Here is a 19,537-nt window from a genome sequence, read left to right as displayed (position 1 = left end):
TGCATGGCCGACCCGGCTTCTGTAGGAGGGACTTCAGTCCCGACTGCTGCCGAAGATGGATGCTTTCCGGCTTCGGGGTCGCGGCTGAAGCCGCGCCTACAACCGGCCTGGCGATCGGCGCCTGTTGCCGACGCGGTGCACCGCGAACCGGGACAGCGGCCAACCGCAGTGCAGCCGCCTGGCCGTCACTCCGCGCGGTGGCAGCACACGCACAGCTTGTTCCCGTCCAGGTCGCGGAAGTACGCGCCGTAATAGTCCGGGTGGTAGTGCGCGCGCAGCCCCGGCGCGCCTTCGCAGCGCGCGCCCTGGGCCAGCGCCAGCGCATGGCAGCGCTCCACCTGCGCTCGGCTCGCCGCCTGCAGCGCGAGCATCTGCCCGTTGCCGGGCGTCGCCGGCCGGCCGTCGAAGGCACGGCCGATCAGCAGCAGCGGCCGCGGCGCATCCGGCGTCGTCCAGCCGGCCCAGCCGCGCGCGTCGTCGCGAAACTTCAGCTGCAATCCCAGCACCTGCAGCAGCGGCGCGTAGAACGCGAACGCGGCCGGAAAGTCGTTCACCCCGAGGTGCACATGCGAGAGCATCGGCATCGCCTGGCTCACGATGCGGCGGCCACCGGGGTCAGCAGCAGATCCTGGAAATCGAAGCTGAAATCGGTCAGCGGCGAGATCGCCTCCATGCGCACCTCGCGTACCTTGCCGTCCGGCGTCAGCGCGAAGTTGACGAAGGCATCGGCATTGAGCGAGCGGTCGCGCCAGCGCACGATGAAGGTGTCGTGCTGCCAGTGCTGCAGCGTGCCGACCAGCTGCGCGGTCTTGCTGAAGCGCAGTTCCAGCTGCCTGCCGCGCTGCACGATCGCCACCTCGCCGTACCACGGATCGCGATAGCTGCCGGCGTAGCCGGCCAGCGGCAGCGACGGCCTGGAGGTGGCATCGCGCGCGGCCTGGTGCTTGCTCCAGTCCTCGTCGGCCTTCGCATCGGCCTTGGCCACCGCGGCGGCGTAGGCGCCGGTCCAGTCGGTCGCCGACGCGCCCAGGTAGGCGTCGAGCACCTGCAGGGTCAGCGCGTTGAACGCCGCGCCCACTTCCTGGTTGGTCAGCACGATCACGCCCAGTTTCTGTTCCGGCAGCAGGGTCAGCCGCGACACCATGCCCGGCCAGCCGCCGGTGTGCCAGACCAGCTTGTGCCCGCGGTAGTCGCTCAGGCTCCAGCCCTCGCCGTAGCCGGCGAAGTTCGGCTTGGCCGGCAGCAGCTGCGGCACGCTCGGCTCGGCGATGGCGATCGGGGTGATCAGCTGCCACATCTCCTGCTGCCGCTGCGCGCTGAACAAACGCCGCTCCTGGCCATCGGCCGACGGCAGGCGACCGCCGTCGAGCTGCACCTGCATCCATTTGGCCATGTCGTGCACGCTGGCGTAGATGCCGCCGGCGCCGGAATTGTTCGACCAGGTCAGCGGCGGCACCGGGCGCAGGTCGCGGAAGTCGAACTTGGCATGGCCGACCGCGGCGCGGTCGCCGGGCTGCAGGTAATCGCTGTTGATGCGCGCACCGCTCATCCCCACCGGCACGAAGATGCGCTGGCGCACGAACTCGGCATAGGACTGCCCGGAGACCTGCTCGATCAGCTTCTGCGCCACCGCGTAGAGGATGTTGTCGTAGGCATAGCGGTCGCGGAAGCCGCCCTTCAGCGGCACCTGCGCCAGGCGCCGCACCACCTCCTCGTTGCTGTAGCTGGTCGCCGGCCAGAACAGCAGGTCGCCGGCGCCCAGGCTCAGCCCGCTGCGGTGGCTGAGCAGGTCGCGCACGCGCATCTCGCGGGTCACGTAGGGATCGGCCATCTGGAACCACGGCAGGTGCTCGATCACCCGGTCGTCGAGTTTCAGCTTGCCCTCGTCGGCCAGGATCGACAGCGCCGCGGCGGTGAACGCCTTGGTGTTGGAGGCGATCGCGAACAGGGTCTGCGCGTCCACCGGCTCGGGCTTGCCGAGTTCGCGTACGCCGTAGCCGCGCTCCAGCACCAGCTGCCCGTCCTTGACGATGGCGATGGCGATGCCAGGCACGTCGAACTGCTTGCGCACGCGCTCGACCCGCGCATCCAGGTCCTGCAGCGCAGGCGGCAACGCGGCGTTGGCCGCGGCCGGCGCTTGCGCCTGCGCGGTGGCCGCCATCGCCAGCAGCAGGCAGCCCATCGACAGAGTCTTCAAATCGGTATCTCCAGCAAGGAAAGGAAAAGGCGCCGGCGCGCTCACGCCGGGAGCAGCGCCTGCGCGGCGACCAGCACCCCGTTGCGTTCGGCGTACAGCCAGTGCCCGGGCACGCACGCCACGCCGGCAAACTGCAGCGGCGCCTCGCCCTCGCCGAGGCCGCGCCTGTCGGTCTTGCACGGGCACGCGGCCCGCGCCGGCACGCCCAGCGGCAGCGCCGCCAACGCCTCCACGTCGCGCACGCCGCCGTGGATCAGCAGCCCGGCCCAGCCCCGCACCGCGTGCTCGGCGATCCGGTCGCCGAGCAGCGCGCAACGCAGCGAACCCTGTCCATCGACGACGATGCCGCGACCGACGCCGGGCGCGGCCGCCAGCTCGCGCACCCGCGCGGTGTCCTCGAAGCAGCGCACGGCGACGATCGCGCCGCAAAACGCGGCGTGGCCGCCGTCGCCGCGGACCACGAGGGTTGGCGACCTGCGCCTGGGGATGGGCGTCGCACAGCACGGGCGTGGTCCAGGGCATGGTCGGTCGGGCAGCGGGCGTTGCCTGGATGGTAGCGCGACGCCTGCAGCGGCGGCACAGCGGCCGTTGCAGGCCGCCATGCCGCCATGCCGCCATGCCGCCGCAATCGTGCGGCCATGCACACGACAGTGGCCCGGGCTGCGGCACAATTCGCGTTCTGTCCGCGCCGGCGTGCATGCCATGAACGATCTCTTCGACTCCGCCGCGGCCGCGCCGGACGGCATCCGCGTCGGCATCGGCGGCTGGACCTATGCGCCATGGCGCGGCGGCATGTTCTACCCGCAGGGACTGGTGCAGCGCCGCGAGCTGGAATACGCCAGCCGCCACGTCAGCAGCATCGAGATCAACGGCACCTCCTACGGCACGCAGCAGCCGGACACCTATGCGCGCTGGCGCGACCAGGCGCCGGCGGATTTCCTGTTCTCGGCCAAGGCGCCCAAGCGCATCACCGGCATGCGCAAGCTGGCCGCGGCCGGCGCGCAGATCGAGGATTTCGTCGGCGGCATCGCCACGCTCGGCGACAAGCTCGGCCCGCTGCTCTGGCAGTTCGAGCACGGCCGCACGCTCGAGCTCGATGATCTGGCCGCGTTCCTGGACCTGCTGCCGCATCAGGCCGGCGGTCGCCGCCTGCGGCATGTGCTGGAAGTGCGCGACCCGGCCTGCGTCGGCCCGCGCCTGCTGCAGCTGGTGCGCGGCCATGGCGTGGCCACGGTGTTCACCGATTCGCCCGACTATCCGTCCTTCGCCGATCTCAGCGCCGACTTCGTCTACGCGCGGCTGATGCGCAGCCGCGCCGATCTCGTCCACGGCTATGCGCCGAAGGAATTGCGCGCCTGGGCAGCGCAGGCACAGGCCTGGCGCCGCGGCGAGGATGCGGACGCGCTGCCGCATGCCGGCGCGGCGGCGGCCGCGGCCAGGCCGCGCGAGGTCTTCGTCTATTTCATCAGCGCGGCCAAGCAGCGCAATCCGGCCGCGGCGATGGCGCTGCTGGCCGAACTCCGCACGCGCTGAGCAAACGGCAGCGGCGCGAGCGAGCGCCGGTAAAAGCGACCGCCGGCACAGTGGCGCTGCGACGCGCGACTGAACGCAGCGCAGACGGCGCTGCGCCGCGACAGCCTTCGCGCCATGCAGTTGCAGTACAAGCGGAAGCGCAGAGCGACACCGGCGCGTGCCGGCGCCGGATGCGACCTTCTCCCGAGCGGACATCACAACCCCGATGCAGATCAAGCACACCCTCGAACGCGTCCCCGGCGGCATGATGCTGGTGCCGCTGTTACTCGGCGCCGCCTGCCATCGCGCGTGGCCGCAGGCCGGCGCCTTCCTCGGCTCGTTCAGCCAGGGCCTGATCGGCGGCGTGGTGCCGATCCTGGCGGTGTGGTTCCTGTGCATGGGTGCCTCGATCCAGCTGCGCGCCAGCGGCCGGATCCTGCGCCAGTCGGGCGTGCTGCTGCTGACCAAGCTCGGCGTGGCCTGGCTGGTGGCGGTGCTCGCGGCGCAGGTGCTGCCGCCGGCGGGGATCGCGCAGGGCTGCTGCAGGGGCGTCTCGGTGCTGGCCCTGGTCGCGGCGATGGACATGACCAACGGCGGGCTGTTCGCCTCGCTCATGCAGCAGTACGGCAAGCCCGGCGAAGCCGGGGCGGTGGTGCTGATGTCGCTGGAATCGGGGCCGTTGATGACCATGCTCATCCTCGGCAGCGCTGGCGTCGCCGTGTTCGAGCCGCGCCTGTTCCTCGGCGCGGTGCTGCCGCTGCTGGTGGGCTTCGCGCTCGGCAACCTGGATCCGCAACTGCGTGCGCTGTTCGCCGCGGCGGTCCCCGCACTGATCCCGTTCTTCGCCTTCGCGCTGGGCAATACGCTGGATCTGCACGTGATCGCCAGCGCCGGCGTGCCCGGCGTGCTGCTCGGCGTGCTGGTCGTCGTCGTCACCGGGATCCCGTTGCTGTTCGCCGATCGGCTGCTCGGCGGCGGCAGCGGCAGCGCCGGCATCGCCGCCTCCAGCACCGCCGGCGCGGCGGTGGCGACGCCGGCGCTGATCGCGGCGATGGCGCCGCAATTCCGTGCCGCGGTCCCCGCCGCCACCGCGCTGGTGGCGACCTCGGTGATCGTGACCTCGCTGCTGGTGCCGGTGCTGACCGCGCTGCACGCACGGGCGCACGCCAGGCGCGCGCCGCCCGGCAGCTGACGCGCGGCCCTGGCGACGCGATTGCAGCATCCCCGGCGAACACGCCGTCCGCCGCGCCGCCGGTTTACGCGACAATAGACGCCATGCCCCTGCACCCCACCAGCAAAGCCCAGCTGCAAATCCATTTCTGCGTGCTGCTGTGGGGCATCACCGCGATCCTCGGCAAGCTGATCACCCTGCCGGCGCTGCCGCTGGTGTGGTGGCGGATGCTGATGGTGGTGGCGGCGCTGGCGCTGCTGCCGCGGGTGTGGCGCGGGCTGGCCGCGTTGACGCCGAAGCTGGCGCTCGGCTACGCCGTGGTCGGCGCGCTGGTCGGCCTGCACTGGCTGACCTTCTACGGCGCGATCAAGCTGGCCAACGCCTCGGTGGCGGCGACCTGCATCGCCCTGGCGCCGGTGTTCACCGCGGTGATCGAGCCGTGGGTGGCCAAGCGCCCGTTCCGTCCCAGCGAACTGGCGTTCGGCCTGGCGGTGCTGCCGGGCGTGGCCCTGGTGGTCGGCGGCGTGCCCGACGGGATGCGCGCCGGCGTCGCGGTCGGTGCGGTGTCGGCGCTGTTCGTGGCCGCGTTCGGCTCGCTCAACAAGCGCCTGGTCGACCATGCCGACCCGCTGACCGTGACCGCCGTGGAACTGGGCGCCGGCACCCTGACCCTGACCGCGCTGGCGCCGCTGCTGCCGTTCGTGCTGCCGGCGCTGAGCGGCCCGCTGCTGGTGCTGCCGAGCCTGCACGACACCCTGCTGCTGCTGGCCCTGGCGCTGCTGTGCACGCTGCTGCCGTTCGCGCTGGCGCTGGTCGCACTGCGCCGCCTCAGCGCCTACGCGGTGCAGCTGGTGACCAACCTGGAGCCGGTCTACGCGATCGTGTTCGCGATCGTGCTGCTGGACGAACAAAAACAACTCACCGCGCGGTTCTACCTCGGCGTGGCGGTGATCCTGGGCGCGGTGTTCCTGCATCCGCTGCTGACCCGCAGCAAGTCGGTGCAGCACCCGGAACTGCTGGCGACCTGCGACGCCAAGAACGCGCTGGAGTGAACCCGCCGCACGGCGCGGCCGCCGCGCTCAGAACGCATCGCGTTGCGGCAGCAGGCCGCGCAGCTCCTGCTCGGCGAGGTTGCGCCACTGGCCCGGCTTCAGCGCGCCGAGCTTGATGTTGTCGATGCGCACCCGGCGCAGTTGGGTGACGCGGTAGTCGAACGCGGCGGCCATCAGCCGGATCTGCCGGTTCAGGCCCTGCTCGAGCACGATGCGGAAGCCGAACTTGGCGATGCGCGCGGTGCGGCACGGCAGCGTGGTCTCGTTGTGCACGCGCACCCCGCGCGCCATGCCGCGCAGGAATTCGTCCGTGACCGGCTTGTTCACCGCCACCAGGTATTCCTTCTGGTGGCGGTTCTCCGCGCGCAGGATCTCGTTGACGATGTCGCCGTTGCTGGTCATCAGGATCAGCCCCTCGGACTCCTTGTCCAGGCGCCCGACCGGGAAGATGCGCTGCTCGTGGCCGACGAAATCGACGATGTTGCCCTTGACCTCGCGCTCGGTGGTGCAAGTCACCCCGACCGGCTTGTTCAGCGCGATATAGACGTGGCGGCGGCCGGATTTGAGCTTGGCGCGCGCGCGCAGCGGCTGTCCATCGACCTGCACCTCGTCGCCCTCGCCCACCACCGCGCCGACCCCGCCGGGCCGGCCGTTGACGGTGACGCGGCGCGCGGCGATCAGGCGGTCGGCCTCGCGGCGCGAACAGTAGCCGGTTTCGGCGATGTGCTTGTTGAGGCGGGTGGACATTGAGCTGGGAATGGGGAATGGGGAATCGGGAGTGGCAAGAGCGGGCTGCTGCCATCTGAGGCAATGGCTAGCTCCGGGAAGGAAGGCGGGGTGCGGCAGCGGGAACGCCCCCATTTCCCGATTCCCTACTCCCTATTCCCGGCTCTTCAGCGCTTCGGCGGACCCTTGCGCGGCGGGCGCTCGCCGGCGCGGTCGGCGATGCGCGTGGCGGCGCCGGCCGGGCGCGGACCGGCCGCGTTCGGTCGGCCGCCGGGCTTGCCGGCGGCACGCGCGAACTTCGGCTTGAACGGCGTGCCGGCGCCGGCATCGTCGCCGTCGAGCCTGCGCATCTGCAGTTGCTGGCCGGAGACCCAGACCTTCTTCAGGTGGGTCAGCAGCTCGCGCGGCATGTCCGCCGGCAGGTCCAGCACCGAATGGTCGTCGTGGATGTCGATGCGGCCGATGTACTTGCTCTCCAGGCCGGCCTCGTTGGCGATCGCGCCGACGATGTTGGCCGGCTTGACCCCGTGCTGGTGGCCGACCTCGATGCGGTAGCTCTCCATGCCCACTTCCGGCTCGCCGCGCGGCGCCTTCGGCGCCTTGTCGCGGCGCGGCGCCTCGAAGCTGCCGACGTCGCGCTGGTAGTCGAAGTCCGGTCCCTGCGCGGCCGCCGCGGGACGCGGCGCACGCGGCGCGCGCGCGCCCTCGTCGCGGCGCGGCGGGCGCGCCTCGCGGTCGAACTTCGGCTCGAACTTGGGACGCTCCGTGCGCTCGCCGCGGTCGGCGCGCTCGCGGCGCTCGGCGCCGGGCCGCTCGAAACGCTCGCCCTGCGGCGCGCGGGCGCGCTCCGGCGCCAGCAGCAGCGGCGTGTCGCCCTGCAGCAGGCGCGCCAGCGCCGCGGCCACTTCGACCATCGGCACGTTCTTCTCGGTCTCGAAGCGCTGCAACAGATCGCGGTAGGTGTCGATGCCGCCGCTGGCGATGGTCTCGCTGATCTTCTCCATGAAGCGGGTCACGCGCTGGTCGTTGACCGCGTCCACGCTCGGCAGCTGCATCTCTTCGATCGGCTGCCGGGTGGCGCGCTCGATCGCGCGCAGCATGCCCTTCTCGCGCGGGCTGACGAACAGGATCGCCTCGCCGCTGCGGCCGGCGCGGCCGGTGCGGCCGATGCGGTGCACGTAGCTTTCGGTGTCGTACGGGATGTCGTAGTTCAGCACGTGGCTGATCCGCTCCACGTCCAGGCCGCGCGCGGCCACGTCGGTGGCGACCAGGATGTCGAGCTTGCCGTCCTTGAGCTGCTGGATCACCCGCTCGCGCTGCGACTGCTGGATGTCGCCGTTGATCGCCGCAGCGGCCAGGCCGCGCGCCTGCAGCTTCTGCGCCAGCTCGTCGGTGGCCGCCTTGGTACGCGCGAACACGATCATCGCGTCGAACGGTTCCACTTCCAGGATGCGGGTCAGCGCATCGAGCTTGTGCAGGCCGCTGACCGCCCAGTAACGCTGGCGGACATTCGCCGACGTGGTGGTCTTGGAGGCGATGATGACTTCGGCCGGATCGTTCAGATAGGTCTGCGCGATGCGCTTGATCGCGGTCGGCATGGTCGCCGAGAACAGCGCCACCTGGCGCGAGGCCGGCAGCTTCTTCAGCACCGCCTCGACGTCGTCGATGAAGCCCATGCGCAGCATCTCGTCGGCCTCGTCGAGCACCAGCGTGCGCAGCTCGGACAGGTCCAGGGTGCCGCGCTCGAGGTGGTCGATGACCCGCCCGGGGGTGCCCACCACCACGTGCACGCCGCGCTTGAGCGCCGACAGCTGCTGCACGTAGGGCTGGCCGCCGTACACCGGCAGCACCTGGAAGCCGGGGATCGCGCCGGCGTAGCGATGGAACGCCTCGGCGACCTGGATCGCCAGCTCGCGGGTCGGCGCCAGCACCAGCGCCTGCGGCTTGCGCTGGTTGAAGTCCAGCCGCGACAGGATCGGCAGCGCGAACGCGGCGGTCTTGCCGGTACCGGTCTGGGCCTGGCCGAGCAGGTCGCGGCCGGTCAGCAGCGCGGGGATGGTGGCGGCCTGGATCGGCGACGGGGACTCGTAGCCGATATCGGCCACGGCCTTCATCACAGCAGGCGAGAGGCCGAGATCTGCGAACAGCAGCGGCGCGGGGGTATCTTGGGACATGGGAGACTCCGGAGGCGCCGCAGAGAACCGGCAGGCGCAAAGAAGCGCATTGTGCGCCTTGGCGGGCCGCATGTCGAAACCGGGTGAACGACGCCGTTCAGGCGTGAGAAACCCCGGCCTGCCGCGAACCACCTTGCAGCACCTTGCACGACCGGTCCCATGCCCGACGCTCCCACCCCCACCGACTTCGCCACGCTGTTCCAGGCGCACCGCGGCATTGCGGCGCAGGTGGCCGGCAGCGTGCCGGGCCGGCTGCTGCATATCGACTACGGCGCGCCGGTGCTGCAGATCCAGCGCCGGATCGCGCGCACCCGCCGCTGGTACGTCGGCAGCGGCGTGGTCTGCGGGCTGTCGTGGCGGCTGCCGTGGGTGCCGGTGCTGACGCTTGAGCGCGGCAGCCGCTGCGGCGCGGTGAGCGCGCAGATGTCCTTCGCGGCGTGGCGCGGCGCGAAGTCCGAGCGTTGGTGCGAAGTCCGAGCGTTTCGTCCGCGGATGACCGACAATGGGCGCCGATTTCCGAACAGCGCCCCCCAATGCAGACCATCGATCTCCAGTTAGAAAGCGACTACGTCGAACTCAAGCACCTGCTGAAACTGACCGGCGTGTGCGACAGCGGCGGCGCGGCCAAGACCGTGATCAGCGAAGGCCAGGTGCGCGTGGACGGCGAAGTCGAGCTGCGCAAGGCCTGCAAGATCCACGCGGGCCAGGTGGTCGCGCTGGACGAGGTGCAGATCCGGGTGATCGGCAAGGTATGAGCGCAGGCGGCGCGGCCTGCGCGCCGCGGCGTTCCCGGCAGCCTCACGCGGCAGCCTCACGCGGCAGCCTCACGCGGCGACCGCGACGTGCTGACCAGCACATGCTGATCAGCGGCCCCACCCGGCCGGCCGGGTTGGGCCACTGATCAGGAGCCTTTTGCACTCCCCTCAGAAGCGCTCCCGCCAGCAGCCGGCCGGGCGCTCAGTCGGCAACCGCCAGGCCTCACCCCTTGCGCGCCACCAACCACGCCCTGATCTGCGGCAACCGCTGCGCACGCAGCTTCGCCCGTGTCCGGATGTTGGCGATGGCCACTTCTGCATCGCGGCGCAAGGTGGGAGCGAGGGAGCGGTCGGCATACGCCTTGATCTTGTCGGCCATCTGCAGGTCGATGGAGCCGGCACCCAGACGCGGGTAGTAGCGGGGGCGCGAGTTGGAGTCGATCAGCGTGTCCACGCGCGCGCGATGGGCCACGGCGAAATCGAAGGCCAGGTCCGGATGCTCGCCGGATACCACCGAGATCATGGCGGCGCTGTTGGTGGCGCCAGGCTCGTCGGTCAGCGCCATGTCCAGGGCGCGTTGCGCGAGCGTGGCGTCCTTGGCGGCGGCCAGCAGCAGGTAGTCCTGGTTGTGGATCATTGAGGAGGTTTCCTGCTGCGCCATGCGGTGCAGCGCGTCCCAGGTTGCGGCGTCGGCGGTGCGCGCGACGATGCCGAGCACGCTGATGCGCAGTTCCGGCGACAACGCCGTGGGGTCGGCCTGGAATGCGGCGAAGCGGTGGCGCGCTTCGGCGATCACGTCTGCCTCGCCCATGCCGCCGAGCATATCGATCAGGCTCACACGCAGTTGCTTGACCTGGGCGGAGTCGCCGTCGCGGTCGTCCCAGCCCAGCGTGGCGAACTCCGGCAACAGCCGCGACAGCGCGTAGCGGCGCCAGGCGGCCTGGCCCTTGGGGTCGGCCTGGAACAGGTCGTCGATGCCGGCGTAAACGCCGGACACCATGGCCCACAGGTCCGATGCCGCGCCCACCGGCACCTTGCCGGCCAGGTCGAGCAGATCCGATTGCGGCTGCAGGCCGACGGCGCCCAGTGCGCTGGTGTCCAGCAGCACGCCGAGCTGGTCCACCACCGGCAAGGTGCCGAAACCGGCGGTCAGCGCCTTGAACTGTGCGGGTGCGTAGAGCGTGCGGTAGTAGCCCTTCTGCCCGGCATTGACCAGCACCGGTGCGGCGCAGCCGGGCAGTTGCAGCTGCGCGCTGCCGTCCACCAGCACGCGCAACTCGCTGCCGCCGCTGCGCACGGCCACCGGCACATGCCAGCGCAGCGGTTGCTTGTCGGGGCGGTCGAGGGTGTACTCGCCCTGCTCGAGATGGACCGTGGTGGTCCCGGCGCTGCAGCTGGCGGCGACCTTGATCAGCGGCACGCCGGGCTGCAGGGTGAAGTCGTGCGCCACCTGCAGGAACCGCCTGCCGGGCGCGGCGGCGTCGATTTCCTGCCACAGGTCGCTGGTGACCGCGTTGCCGTAGGCGCGCTTCTTGATGTAGCGGCGCACGCCATCGCGCCATGCATCGGCACCGACGTAATCCTCGAGCATGCCGATCACCGCCGAGCCCTTCCCGTAGGTGATGCCGTCAGCGGCCTGGCTGGCCTGTTCGGCGATCGCCACCTTCTGCACCACCGGGTGGGTGGTGGCGTAGGCATCGCTGCCCATGGCGGCGCGGCTGACGTAGGCCGCGCCGGTCTTGTCGATATCCCATTCCGGATGCAGCCTGGCGGTGGTGCGGCCTTCCAGCCAGGTGGCGAAGCCTTCGTTGAGCCACAGGTCGTCCCACCAGGCCATGGTCACCAGGTCGCCGAACCATTGGTGCGCGATCTCGTGCGCGGCGGTGGTGAACACGCTTTGCCGATCGGTCACGCCCGACACCGCCGGATCCAGCAGCAACGAATGCTCGAAGGTGAAGATGGCGCCCCAGTTTTCCATGGCGCCGAAGAACTGGCTGCTGCCCGGCGCGGCGATGTTGTCCAGCTTGGGCAGCGGATAGCGCACGCCGAAGTAGTCGTTGTATTCGCGCAGCACGTCGCGGCCGGACTCCAGCGCGAAGCGCGCCTGCTCGGCCTTGCCCTGCTGCGCGATCACGCCGATCTCGGTGCCGTTGTCGCCTTTGAGCGCGGCGCGCTCGAAATCGCCCATGCCCAGGAACAACAGGTAGGTGGACATCTTCGGCGTGGTCTGGAACGCGACGCGCTTCAGGCCATTGCCGAGGTCGGTGGTGGCGGCCACGGGCATGTTGCCGACCACCATCTGCGTGGCGGGTGCATTCACCGTCAGGTCGAAGCTGGCCTTGAAGTCGGGTTCGTCCCAGGAAGGAAGGAAACGGCGCGCGTCGGAGCTCTCGAACTGCGTATACAGCGCGCGGCGCTGGCCGTGCGGGGTGGCGTAGTCCAGCGCGAACAGGCCGTTGGGCTGGGTGTTGATGACGCCGCTGTAGTCGATGGACAGCGCGTAGCGGCCCGGCGCCAGCGGCGCGTCGAAGACGAAGCTGGCGGTCTGCGCCGCGGCGTCGGTGGCGACCTTGGCGACCATCGCGGCTGTTGCTTTGCCGCCGGTCAGGGTGCTGCGGCCGAAGCGCAGGTTGGCCGCCTGCAGCACGATGCGGTCGGTGGCCTGCAGCACGTCGAGCTCGATGCGGACCTTGCCGTCGAACGTCATCTTGTCGGCGTGCGGGGTGATCTCCAGCGCGTAATGGCGCGGCCTGGCGGTGCGCGGCAATTGCGTGGTGACCGCGGCGGCCGGCGCGGCGACGACGCTGGGCGCAGGAGGTTCCGGCTGGGCGAACGTGCACGGCGAGGCGCTGGCCAAGGCCAGGGCGATAGCGGTCGTCAGGATCTGGCGCATGGGGGCTCTTCGAATGGGCCGGTGCAGGATACAGACGGCGTGGCGCGTTCGACGCGGCCGCCTGGAACACAGACAGCAGGCAATCAGGTCGGGCCGCCTGGACCCCGCTATGCCGATCCGATGACAGCGGCTAGGTCATGCCAGTTGCCTGAGTTGCGCCTCGCTGGGAAAGTCACGCACGCGAAAGCGCGGCGGATGCACCGCCGGCTGCTGCCGTATACGCCCAGCGGACACACGCTGGGCCGCGGCTCGGCGAACGCGCTGCCAGTCGTCGGCGCACTCGATTGTCGCGACCGGCTGCTCCACCGTCCCACCGCGCTGCAGCAGTAGTTCCTAGCGCCTGCAGCGCGTCGAGCGGCAGATCCGGGCCGGCCTCGGCCAGCGCGGCAGCCGTGTCGCGCAGGACGAGCGCGACCCAGCGTTCGCGGCCGCCGTGCTTGGCCCGGTACAGCGCGGCGTCGGCGATACGCAGGCTCAGCGACCAGTCGTCGCCGGGCTGCGCGGGGAACAGCTACGCCCGCGACGACCTCGACCTGCGCTGCCAGGATCCGCAGGCCGCTGATGGGCCAGCGTCTACGTGCAGAACTTCGCCGACGGCAAGGTGCGCACCAACCTCGCCAGCCGCTTCGTCGGCGCCGACGGCGGCTACCTGTGCCTCCTCGTTCCATGAAGTGACCCGCCCGCCGCGAACGGCGGACGGGAAGTCGGGAGGCTCGAAACCGCAGACAGCCGGCGGGCGTATTCCCCCTTGCGGGTGTTGTATTCGCCGCCCTCCCGACATAGGCATCGCGTCGGCTGCGCCTACAAAATTTACAGGCACAAAAAACCCACCGGTTTGTCGGAGGTGGGTACCGCTGTCTGCGGAGTTTCGAGGCTCCGTAAGACCGAGAATGCTATCGAAAATTCCACATCAAGCACAACGGGGAACAGCAACGATGCACCCGATATTTCATTCAATTCGAAAAAGGGTACAGCCCGATTTTCCGCAAGGTACCGGTGGCCACGAGAAACCTGAGCCGGCCTCATTTTCTGCCTCACCGAAATAAATGGGCCTGAATATCAACGAACGCCCGACGGATGTTGTCAACGCTCCCAAGCGCACGCTTGGCGTCATTGACACCGCCGTAGCGGATACGCAAGAAGTCGGCAACCTTGCCTGATGCCAATTCCTGAATTCCTTCGTATTGGTACTTATCCAGCACAAATTCGAGAAATGCGCGCATCTCGCGCTCGTAACCCCCCAGGCCGGTTTCCTTTGCGGACGCTACACGCGCAGAGCGCGCACGCGGCGCCAGCGTGAAGCGCACATAGGCCAGCACGTCGAAGATGTCGCTGTTGGGCGCGTCGATCAGACGGCGCATGTCATCCAGCCGATCGCTGTCGTAACCGAGACCGGTAAGGCGCTGGATGAACGCCTCGCGCCTGTCCGGATCGCTCCAGACCGCGCGCAACTCATCCTCGTCTGCCACCAGGGCGCCGAGGTCGCCGAACAACTGCTGCATGAACTCCTGCGCTGTGATCTGCCGGCCGTCATGCCAGTACGTCGTGGCCGACACGTAGCGAATGCTGCGCTCATGGCCATCCGACAGCCTCACCACCACGCGCTCGGGCGGCGGCGGTTCACCGACGCCGGTGGGATGACCCCCCATCCCATCCATCCCATCCATCCCATCCTCGCCAGGTCTCCTGGGCCTGCGGGGTTCGGGCGGCGCATCTGGCGGCAACGGCTCGCCGTCCCACGCCGGGTCGTTGAAATGCGCGTAGGCCTTCACGAAGTCGTAGATGGTGAAGTAATCCTTGCCCTCGAAGGTACGGGTGCCGCGCCCGATGATCTGCTTGAACTCGATCATCGATCTGACCGGGCGCAACAGCACGATATTGCGCACGTTCAGCGCATCCACGCCGGTGGAGAGCTTCTGCGACGTGGTCAGGATGGTCGGCAGGATCCTTTCGTTGTCCTGGAACTCGCGCAGGTGGCGCTCGCCGAGTTCGCCGTCGTCGGCCGTCACACGCTCGCAGTAGTGCGGATCGGGGTTGTCCTTGATCTGGTTGATGAAATTGCGCACCCTCGCGGCGTGTTCCTGAGTGGCGCAGAACACCAGGGTCTTCTGGCGCTGGTCGATCTGGTCCATGAATTCCTGCACGCGGCTTCGTTCGCGCTGGTCGATCACCAGCCGCGTGTTGAAGTCGGCCTCGGTATAGGTCCTGTCGCGATCGATTTCGCCTGCCAGCACCACGTCACCCTCGGAGAACCGGTACTCGTCGAGCGTGGACGCCATCTGCCGCACCTTGAACGGCGTCAGGAAGCCATCGCCGATGCCTTCCTTCAGCGCATACGTGTACACCGGCTCGCCGAAGTAGGCGTAGGTGTCGCCGTTGACGTCGCGCTTGGGCGTCGCGGTCAGACCGAGCTGCACCGCGGGCTTGAAATACTCGAGGATCGCGCGCCAGGTGCTCTCGTCACGGGCGCCGCCGCGGTGACACTCGTCGATGACGATGAAATCGAAGAAGTCCGGCTCGTAGCCTTCGAACGTGAACTGCGCGTCACCGGATGCGTCCTCCGAGTCGCCACCGCCGGTCATGAAGGTCTGGAAGATGGTGAAGAACACGCTGGCGTTGCGCGGAATCCCGCCTTTCTTCCGGATCTCCTCCGGACGGATCCGGCACAACGCATCCGGCGGGAACGCGCTGAACGCATTGAAGGCTTGGTCGGCGAGGATGTTGCGATCGGCCAGGAACAGGATGCGCGGACGGCGCACCGGGTCGCGGCTCAGGTTCCACCTCGAATGGAACAGCGTCCATGCGATCTGGAACGCGATGGAGGTCTTGCCGGTGCCGGTGGCCAGGGTCAGCAGGATGCGGTCGCGGTCATTGGCGATGGCGTCCAGCACCGCCGTGATGGCGTTGTGCTGGTAGTAGCGCGGCTGCCACTTGCCGCCGCCGGTCTCGAACGGCACCGCGCCGAAGCGCTCGCGCCAGTCGTTGCCGTCTGGAAAACAGCGTAGCCAGAGTTGTTCCGGCGTCGGGAACGGCAAGGCGATGTCGCCTTCCGCGCCGGTCTGCATGTCGATGCCATACCAGCCGATGCCGTTGGTGGCATACGCGAAGCGCGCCTTGAGCCGCCCGGCATAGTCCTTGGCCTGGCCCACGCCCGTGGTGTGGCCCAGCCCGGCGCGCTTGGCCTCGATCACCGCCAGCTTGCGGCCGCGATAGCGCAGCACATAGTCCGCCGACAGCGCGGTGCCACGCTGGCCGCCGCCGAGGATGCGGCCGGGGCAGATCAGTTCGCGCTGGACCTGCGCGCCCTCCGCCACACCCCAGCCGGCGTCCCGTAACACCGGGTCGATACGGTTGGCGCGGGTGTCCGCCTCGGTTTCATGTGTCGCGTGCATAGCCCGCCTCCCGCTGTGCGCGAATCGCCAGCACGACCACCGTGTCGGTCACATCCACATAGCGATACAACGCCACGTCACCGCGCGAACCGCGGCCCATCACCAGTTCGCGGTTGTCTCCATGCACCGGACGGCCGATCAACGGATTGCCTGCCAGCACGTCGAACGCGCTGACGATCTCCTCGGCCCTCTCTTCTGCATGCGCGCTCTCTTGGTCGCGCAAATACGCGGCGATCCGCTCCAGATCCTCGATCACGCCGGGGCCGAGGCGAATGCGCGCCACTTCAGTCTTCCAGCTTGCGCGCCACTGGCCGCTTCGCAGGCTTTCCTGCAACCCGGGCCCTGAAGTAGCTGCGCGCCTCGTCCCACGGGATGGTCTCACCCGTCTCCAGGAACTCGGCCCAGCGCTGATCGGCCTGGGCGTGGAAGTCGGCGCGCCGCTCGGCCAGCTCGGCCTTCTCGGCGATGGCTTCCAGGATGAAGTTGTGCGCCGTGGTGCCGGCCGCTTCCGCCGCCTTGGCGATGCGGGCCTTGAGCGCGTCCGGCAGGCGGATGGTGGTGGTGGTGCTCATGCGGGGCTCCCGGCGATGGGTTCGAGGCAATGTAGCACATGTGTGTTACAGGTAGCAGGTAGCCGACCGAGCAGGGTCAGCTCAGCTGGCCGGAGAAAGCGGCTTCAAGCAAGGATTCTCGCAGGGCGGCGATATCCGCGATCTGCGCTTTGTAAGAGGTGCGTAGCGCTGTAGCCGAGTTGAGCAGCGCTTCCGACCTCGCAATGACTTCACGCTGCACGGCAATGTCAGGCACGACGAAGCGAAGGTTCCGCAGATCCTTGATGTTGATCTGCATAAGCGCGGCTCCATACGTCTTCTCAGCAATCTCACTTCGGATGGCGCCAAAGCAAAATTGGAAGTACGCGAAATCACGTAAGACCCGAGTCGGATCGAACCGGATGGGAACGATGCCGCGCGTGACGTTGGCACCAGCCAGTTCGTCTGCAGCAACCGAAATGGCACCGGTGCTGCCCCTTACGCAGAGTAGAAGCTCTCCGCCCTGCAGCGTCGTTCGTGCATAACCGCGTGCAGCGCGTAGGTCAATTCGTTTCAAGCCGGCAAGGCCCACTTCTCGCTGCGTCAAATCAACGGGACGCACGATTGGTAGCCCATCACTTACCTCGTCTCCCGGCTGGACGATTCCATAAGACAGGCCGCAATCCGGATGCACTACATCCTGCAGGGCAAGCGAGCTTGATTGACTGGCGATCGCTTCGAATTCGTCGCCCAAGGCGCGTCGAAGAAGACCTTCAGCAGCTTGGAGACTCTCTTCGGAATTTGCGCGGGCGCGGTCGAGGGCGGCGAAGGCCTTATCCAGCACTGCGACGATGCGCTTCTGCTCGTCCAGTGGCGGTAGCGGAATCATCACCGCTGATACGAGATCGATATTCAAGTTTCGAACCGTGGATCCCGCAGCCCGACGATCGAACTGTGCAAAAGCTTCAGGGCTACTAAGTACGTAGTAGAGGTAGCCTTGATCGACTCGTTCGTAATCTGGCTTCAGGACAAGCCATCCATCGTGAATGCAGCCGGAAATCCGAAGAATGTAAGGGCGCCCAAAGCTCATTGAATTGGAAAGAAGGAAGTCGCCTTCATCTACCCAACGCGAATGTCTAACTCCGTCGCGCCGAATCTTCTCCGCGGTGGAGCCGATATAGCGCCCGCCCTTCTCCGTGTCGCTAATCTTGATCCAGTTGACCCCATCTGATTCATGAGTAATGAATCTGCTGATTGGCCGAGGCGATCCGCCTCGCGCAACATCAGCGATGTCGGCAATCGCCACTTTGCTCCAGGCCTCCCTCACAACATTCCCCTCACCTGCGCCAGCAACTTCGCCGTCTCCGCATCCCGCGCCAGCATGTCGTCGATGATCTGCTGCGGGCTGCGCTGCGGCGCGGCCTCCGGTGCGTGAGGGTTCTTGACCGACAGGTCGCAGGTGGTGGCATCCACATCGGCCACATCGACCGTCCAGCTCTTCTCGCTGCCTGCCTTGGTCTTCTGCAGTGCCACGAACTCGACAAGATCCGCATCGTTCAGCGGCGTGGTCTTGCCCATTGAGCGGCCGGGGTCGAGCCGGTAGTACCAGATGCTACGCGTGGGGGCACCCTTGTCGAAGAACAGCACCACGGTTTTCACGCCCGCGCCCTGGAAGGTGCCGGACGGGCAGTCCAGCACGGTGTGCAGGTTGCAGCTGGCCAGCAGCTCGCGGCGCAGTTCGATACTGGCGTTGTCGGTATTGCTGAGGAAAGTGTTCTTGATCACCACCGCGCCACGGCCGCCCGCCTTCAGCTTGCGGATGAAGTGCTGCAGGAACAGATAGGCCGTCTCGGACGAGCGGATCGGGAAGTTCTGCTGCACTTCCTTGCGCTCGCCGCCACCGAACGGTGGATTGGCCAGCACGATGTCGTGGCGATCCTTCTGCTGGATATCCATGACGTTGTCGGACAGCGTGTTGTAGTGACGGATGTTGGGCGCGTCGATGCCGTGCAGGATCATGTTCATCACGCCCAGCACGTAGGCCAGCGACTTCTTCTCCTGCCCGTAGAAGGTGCGGCGCTGCAGGGTACCCCAGTCCTTGGCGGACAGGTCGTCGCGGCGCAGGTGCTCCCAGGCTTCGCACAGGAAGCCCGCGCTGCCGCAGGCGCCGTCGTAGATGGTCTCGCCGATCTGCGGCTGCACCACCTGGATCATGGCGCGGATCAGCGGACGCGGGGTGTAGTACTCGCCGCCGTTGCGGCCTGCGTTGCCCATGCGCTTGATGCGGGTTTCGTACAGGTCGGACAGCTCGTGCTTGGCCTCCGAACTGCCGAAGCTCAGCGTGTCCACGATCTGCAGCACGTCGCGCAGGGTGTAGCCGGAACGGAAGCGGTTGGACACTTCCGAGAAGATCTCGCCGATCTTGTACTGCAGGCTGTCGGCCAGGACGGTGCTGTCCTTGAACGATTTGAGGTGCGGGACGAGCTTGCCGTTGACGAACTCGATCAGATCGCTGCCGATGCGCGCGTTGGGGTCGGGCTTGCCGTCCTGCGTCTTCGGCGCGGCCCAGTCCTGCCAGCGATAGGGCTTGGCCAGGATGGCATCGTAGGCCTTGCCCTTGAGCAGGGCTACATCGGCCCACTCGTGTTCCATGTCATCCAGGTACTTCAGGAACAGCAGCCACGAAGTCTGCTCGGCGTAGTCCAGTTCGGATGCCAGCCCCTCGTCATTGCGCATGGCCTTGTCGATGGCATTGAAGGCCTGACCATAGGTACCGCTGTCGCCGTTGCGGCCGTTGCCACTCCTGGGCGTCTTTGCACGCGTCGTCGCCACGGTGCGGGATCCCGCTTTGCCGTTACCGGCTGCAGGGCTGCCTTCGGCCAGCGCCACGGACCCGCCACGGCCGCGACCGGGGACGATCCTGCCTTCTTCGATCAAATGCCCCTTGACCCGCTGGTAGGTGCTGTCCGCCCAGCCGAGTTCGCTCAGAAGACGCTGATTGCCGGCCTTCCCCTCCAGAGAGGTGAGGGTTTCGATGAAACGTCTTGCCTGTGATTCGAGTGTCATGCTTCCGGTTCAACCTTGTAACGGTGCATCCGACGATGTCTTTTTTAATCAGAACTTTAGCCGCCAGCT

At 68.1% G+C, this 19,537-nt stretch carries 15 protein-coding genes and 1 pseudogene; 5 read left to right on the top strand and 11 right to left on the bottom strand.

Annotated features, from left to right (window positions below):
* Positions 1–185: 185 nt before the first annotated feature.
* The 3 genes and pseudogenes from FZ025_RS15600 to rraA form a co-directional block, all read right to left on the bottom strand.
* A complete protein-coding gene (locus tag FZ025_RS15600) occupies positions 186–596 on the bottom strand; it encodes a VOC family protein (RefSeq protein ID WP_208803675.1) in 411 nt (136 codons plus the stop codon).
* Positions 593–2,182: a serine hydrolase gene (locus FZ025_RS15595; protein ID WP_386269857.1), complete on the bottom strand. Its 1,590-nt coding sequence runs from the start codon at positions 2,180–2,182 to the stop codon at positions 593–595. Before FZ025_RS15595 ends, FZ025_RS15600 begins: the two co-directional genes overlap by 4 nt.
* Before the next feature lie 56 nt (positions 2,183–2,238).
* Positions 2,239–2,719 (bottom strand): annotated as a pseudogene (gene rraA, locus FZ025_RS15590) (ribonuclease E activity regulator RraA).
* 180 nt (positions 2,720–2,899) lie between these two features.
* Here rraA and FZ025_RS15585 point away from each other — a divergent pair.
* From FZ025_RS15585 to FZ025_RS15575, 3 genes are all read left to right on the top strand, one after another.
* Entirely contained in the window at positions 2,900–3,730 is an 831-nt protein-coding gene (locus FZ025_RS15585) for a DUF72 domain-containing protein (protein ID WP_046979057.1), read from the top strand.
* A 205-nt stretch (positions 3,731–3,935) separates the two neighbouring features.
* Entirely contained in the window at positions 3,936–4,901 is a 966-nt protein-coding gene (locus tag FZ025_RS15580; RefSeq protein WP_046979058.1) for a 2-keto-3-deoxygluconate permease, read from the top strand.
* Between the two features lie 83 nt (positions 4,902–4,984).
* The gene (locus FZ025_RS15575) at positions 4,985–5,932 is read left to right on the top strand and encodes a DMT family transporter (RefSeq protein ID WP_046979059.1); all 948 of its coding nucleotides are present in this window, start codon (positions 4,985–4,987) and stop codon (positions 5,930–5,932) included.
* Between the two features lie 27 nt (positions 5,933–5,959).
* Here the strand turns inward: FZ025_RS15575 and FZ025_RS15570 are convergent, their stop codons facing one another.
* Both FZ025_RS15570 and FZ025_RS15565 read right to left on the bottom strand, forming a co-directional pair.
* Positions 5,960–6,679, bottom strand: a complete 720-nt coding sequence (locus FZ025_RS15570; protein ID WP_046979060.1) for a pseudouridine synthase — start codon at positions 6,677–6,679, stop codon at positions 5,960–5,962.
* 146 nt (positions 6,680–6,825) lie between these two features.
* Positions 6,826–8,832, bottom strand: coding sequence for a DEAD/DEAH box helicase (locus FZ025_RS15565; protein WP_046979061.1), 2,007 nt, complete (start codon positions 8,830–8,832; stop codon positions 6,826–6,828).
* 159 nt (positions 8,833–8,991) lie between these two features.
* Between FZ025_RS15565 and FZ025_RS22465 the strand changes: the two genes are divergently transcribed.
* Entirely contained in the window at positions 8,992–9,390 is a 399-nt protein-coding gene (locus FZ025_RS22465; protein ID WP_053057222.1) for a hypothetical protein, read from the top strand.
* Positions 9,366–9,587, top strand: a complete 222-nt coding sequence (locus FZ025_RS15555; protein ID WP_046979062.1) for an RNA-binding S4 domain-containing protein — start codon at positions 9,366–9,368, stop codon at positions 9,585–9,587. The genes FZ025_RS22465 and FZ025_RS15555 overlap by 25 nt, the downstream gene beginning before the upstream one ends.
* 223 nt (positions 9,588–9,810) lie before the next feature.
* Here the strand turns inward: FZ025_RS15555 and FZ025_RS15550 are convergent, their stop codons facing one another.
* The 6 genes from FZ025_RS15550 to FZ025_RS15525 all read right to left on the bottom strand — a co-directional run bounded on the left by FZ025_RS15550 (position 9,811) and on the right by FZ025_RS15525 (position 19,468).
* On the bottom strand, positions 9,811–12,480 hold the full coding sequence (locus FZ025_RS15550; RefSeq protein ID WP_046979063.1) for a M1 family metallopeptidase: 2,670 nt from the start codon (positions 12,478–12,480) through the stop codon (positions 9,811–9,813).
* 1,034 nt (positions 12,481–13,514) lie between these two features.
* Entirely contained in the window at positions 13,515–15,872 is a 2,358-nt protein-coding gene (gene hsdR, locus FZ025_RS15545; RefSeq protein WP_046979064.1) for an EcoAI/FtnUII family type I restriction enzme subunit R, read from the bottom strand.
* Positions 15,856–16,155 (bottom strand): type II toxin-antitoxin system RelE/ParE family toxin, encoded by a 300-nt coding sequence (locus tag FZ025_RS15540; protein ID WP_046979065.1) that lies wholly within the window; start codon positions 16,153–16,155, stop codon positions 15,856–15,858. The genes hsdR and FZ025_RS15540 overlap by 17 nt, the downstream gene beginning before the upstream one ends.
* A 1-nt stretch (position 16,156) precedes the next feature.
* Positions 16,157–16,444 (bottom strand): type II toxin -antitoxin system TacA 1-like antitoxin, encoded by a 288-nt coding sequence (locus FZ025_RS15535; protein ID WP_046979066.1) that lies wholly within the window; start codon positions 16,442–16,444, stop codon positions 16,157–16,159.
* Positions 16,445–16,520: 76 nt separating this feature from the next.
* Positions 16,521–17,708, bottom strand: coding sequence for a restriction endonuclease subunit S (locus FZ025_RS15530; RefSeq protein ID WP_158185582.1), 1,188 nt, complete (start codon positions 17,706–17,708; stop codon positions 16,521–16,523).
* Between the two features lie 17 nt (positions 17,709–17,725).
* Positions 17,726–19,468: a class I SAM-dependent DNA methyltransferase gene (locus FZ025_RS15525; protein WP_244292386.1), complete on the bottom strand. Its 1,743-nt coding sequence runs from the start codon at positions 19,466–19,468 to the stop codon at positions 17,726–17,728.
* Positions 19,469–19,537 lie beyond the last annotated feature (69 nt).

The organism is Xanthomonas hyacinthi (assembly GCF_009769165.1).
Classification (GTDB): Bacteria; Pseudomonadota; Gammaproteobacteria; order Xanthomonadales; family Xanthomonadaceae; genus Xanthomonas_A; species Xanthomonas_A hyacinthi.
The sequence above is the reverse complement of the archived record's forward strand: the minus strand, read 5'-3'. Positions and strand labels throughout refer to the sequence as shown.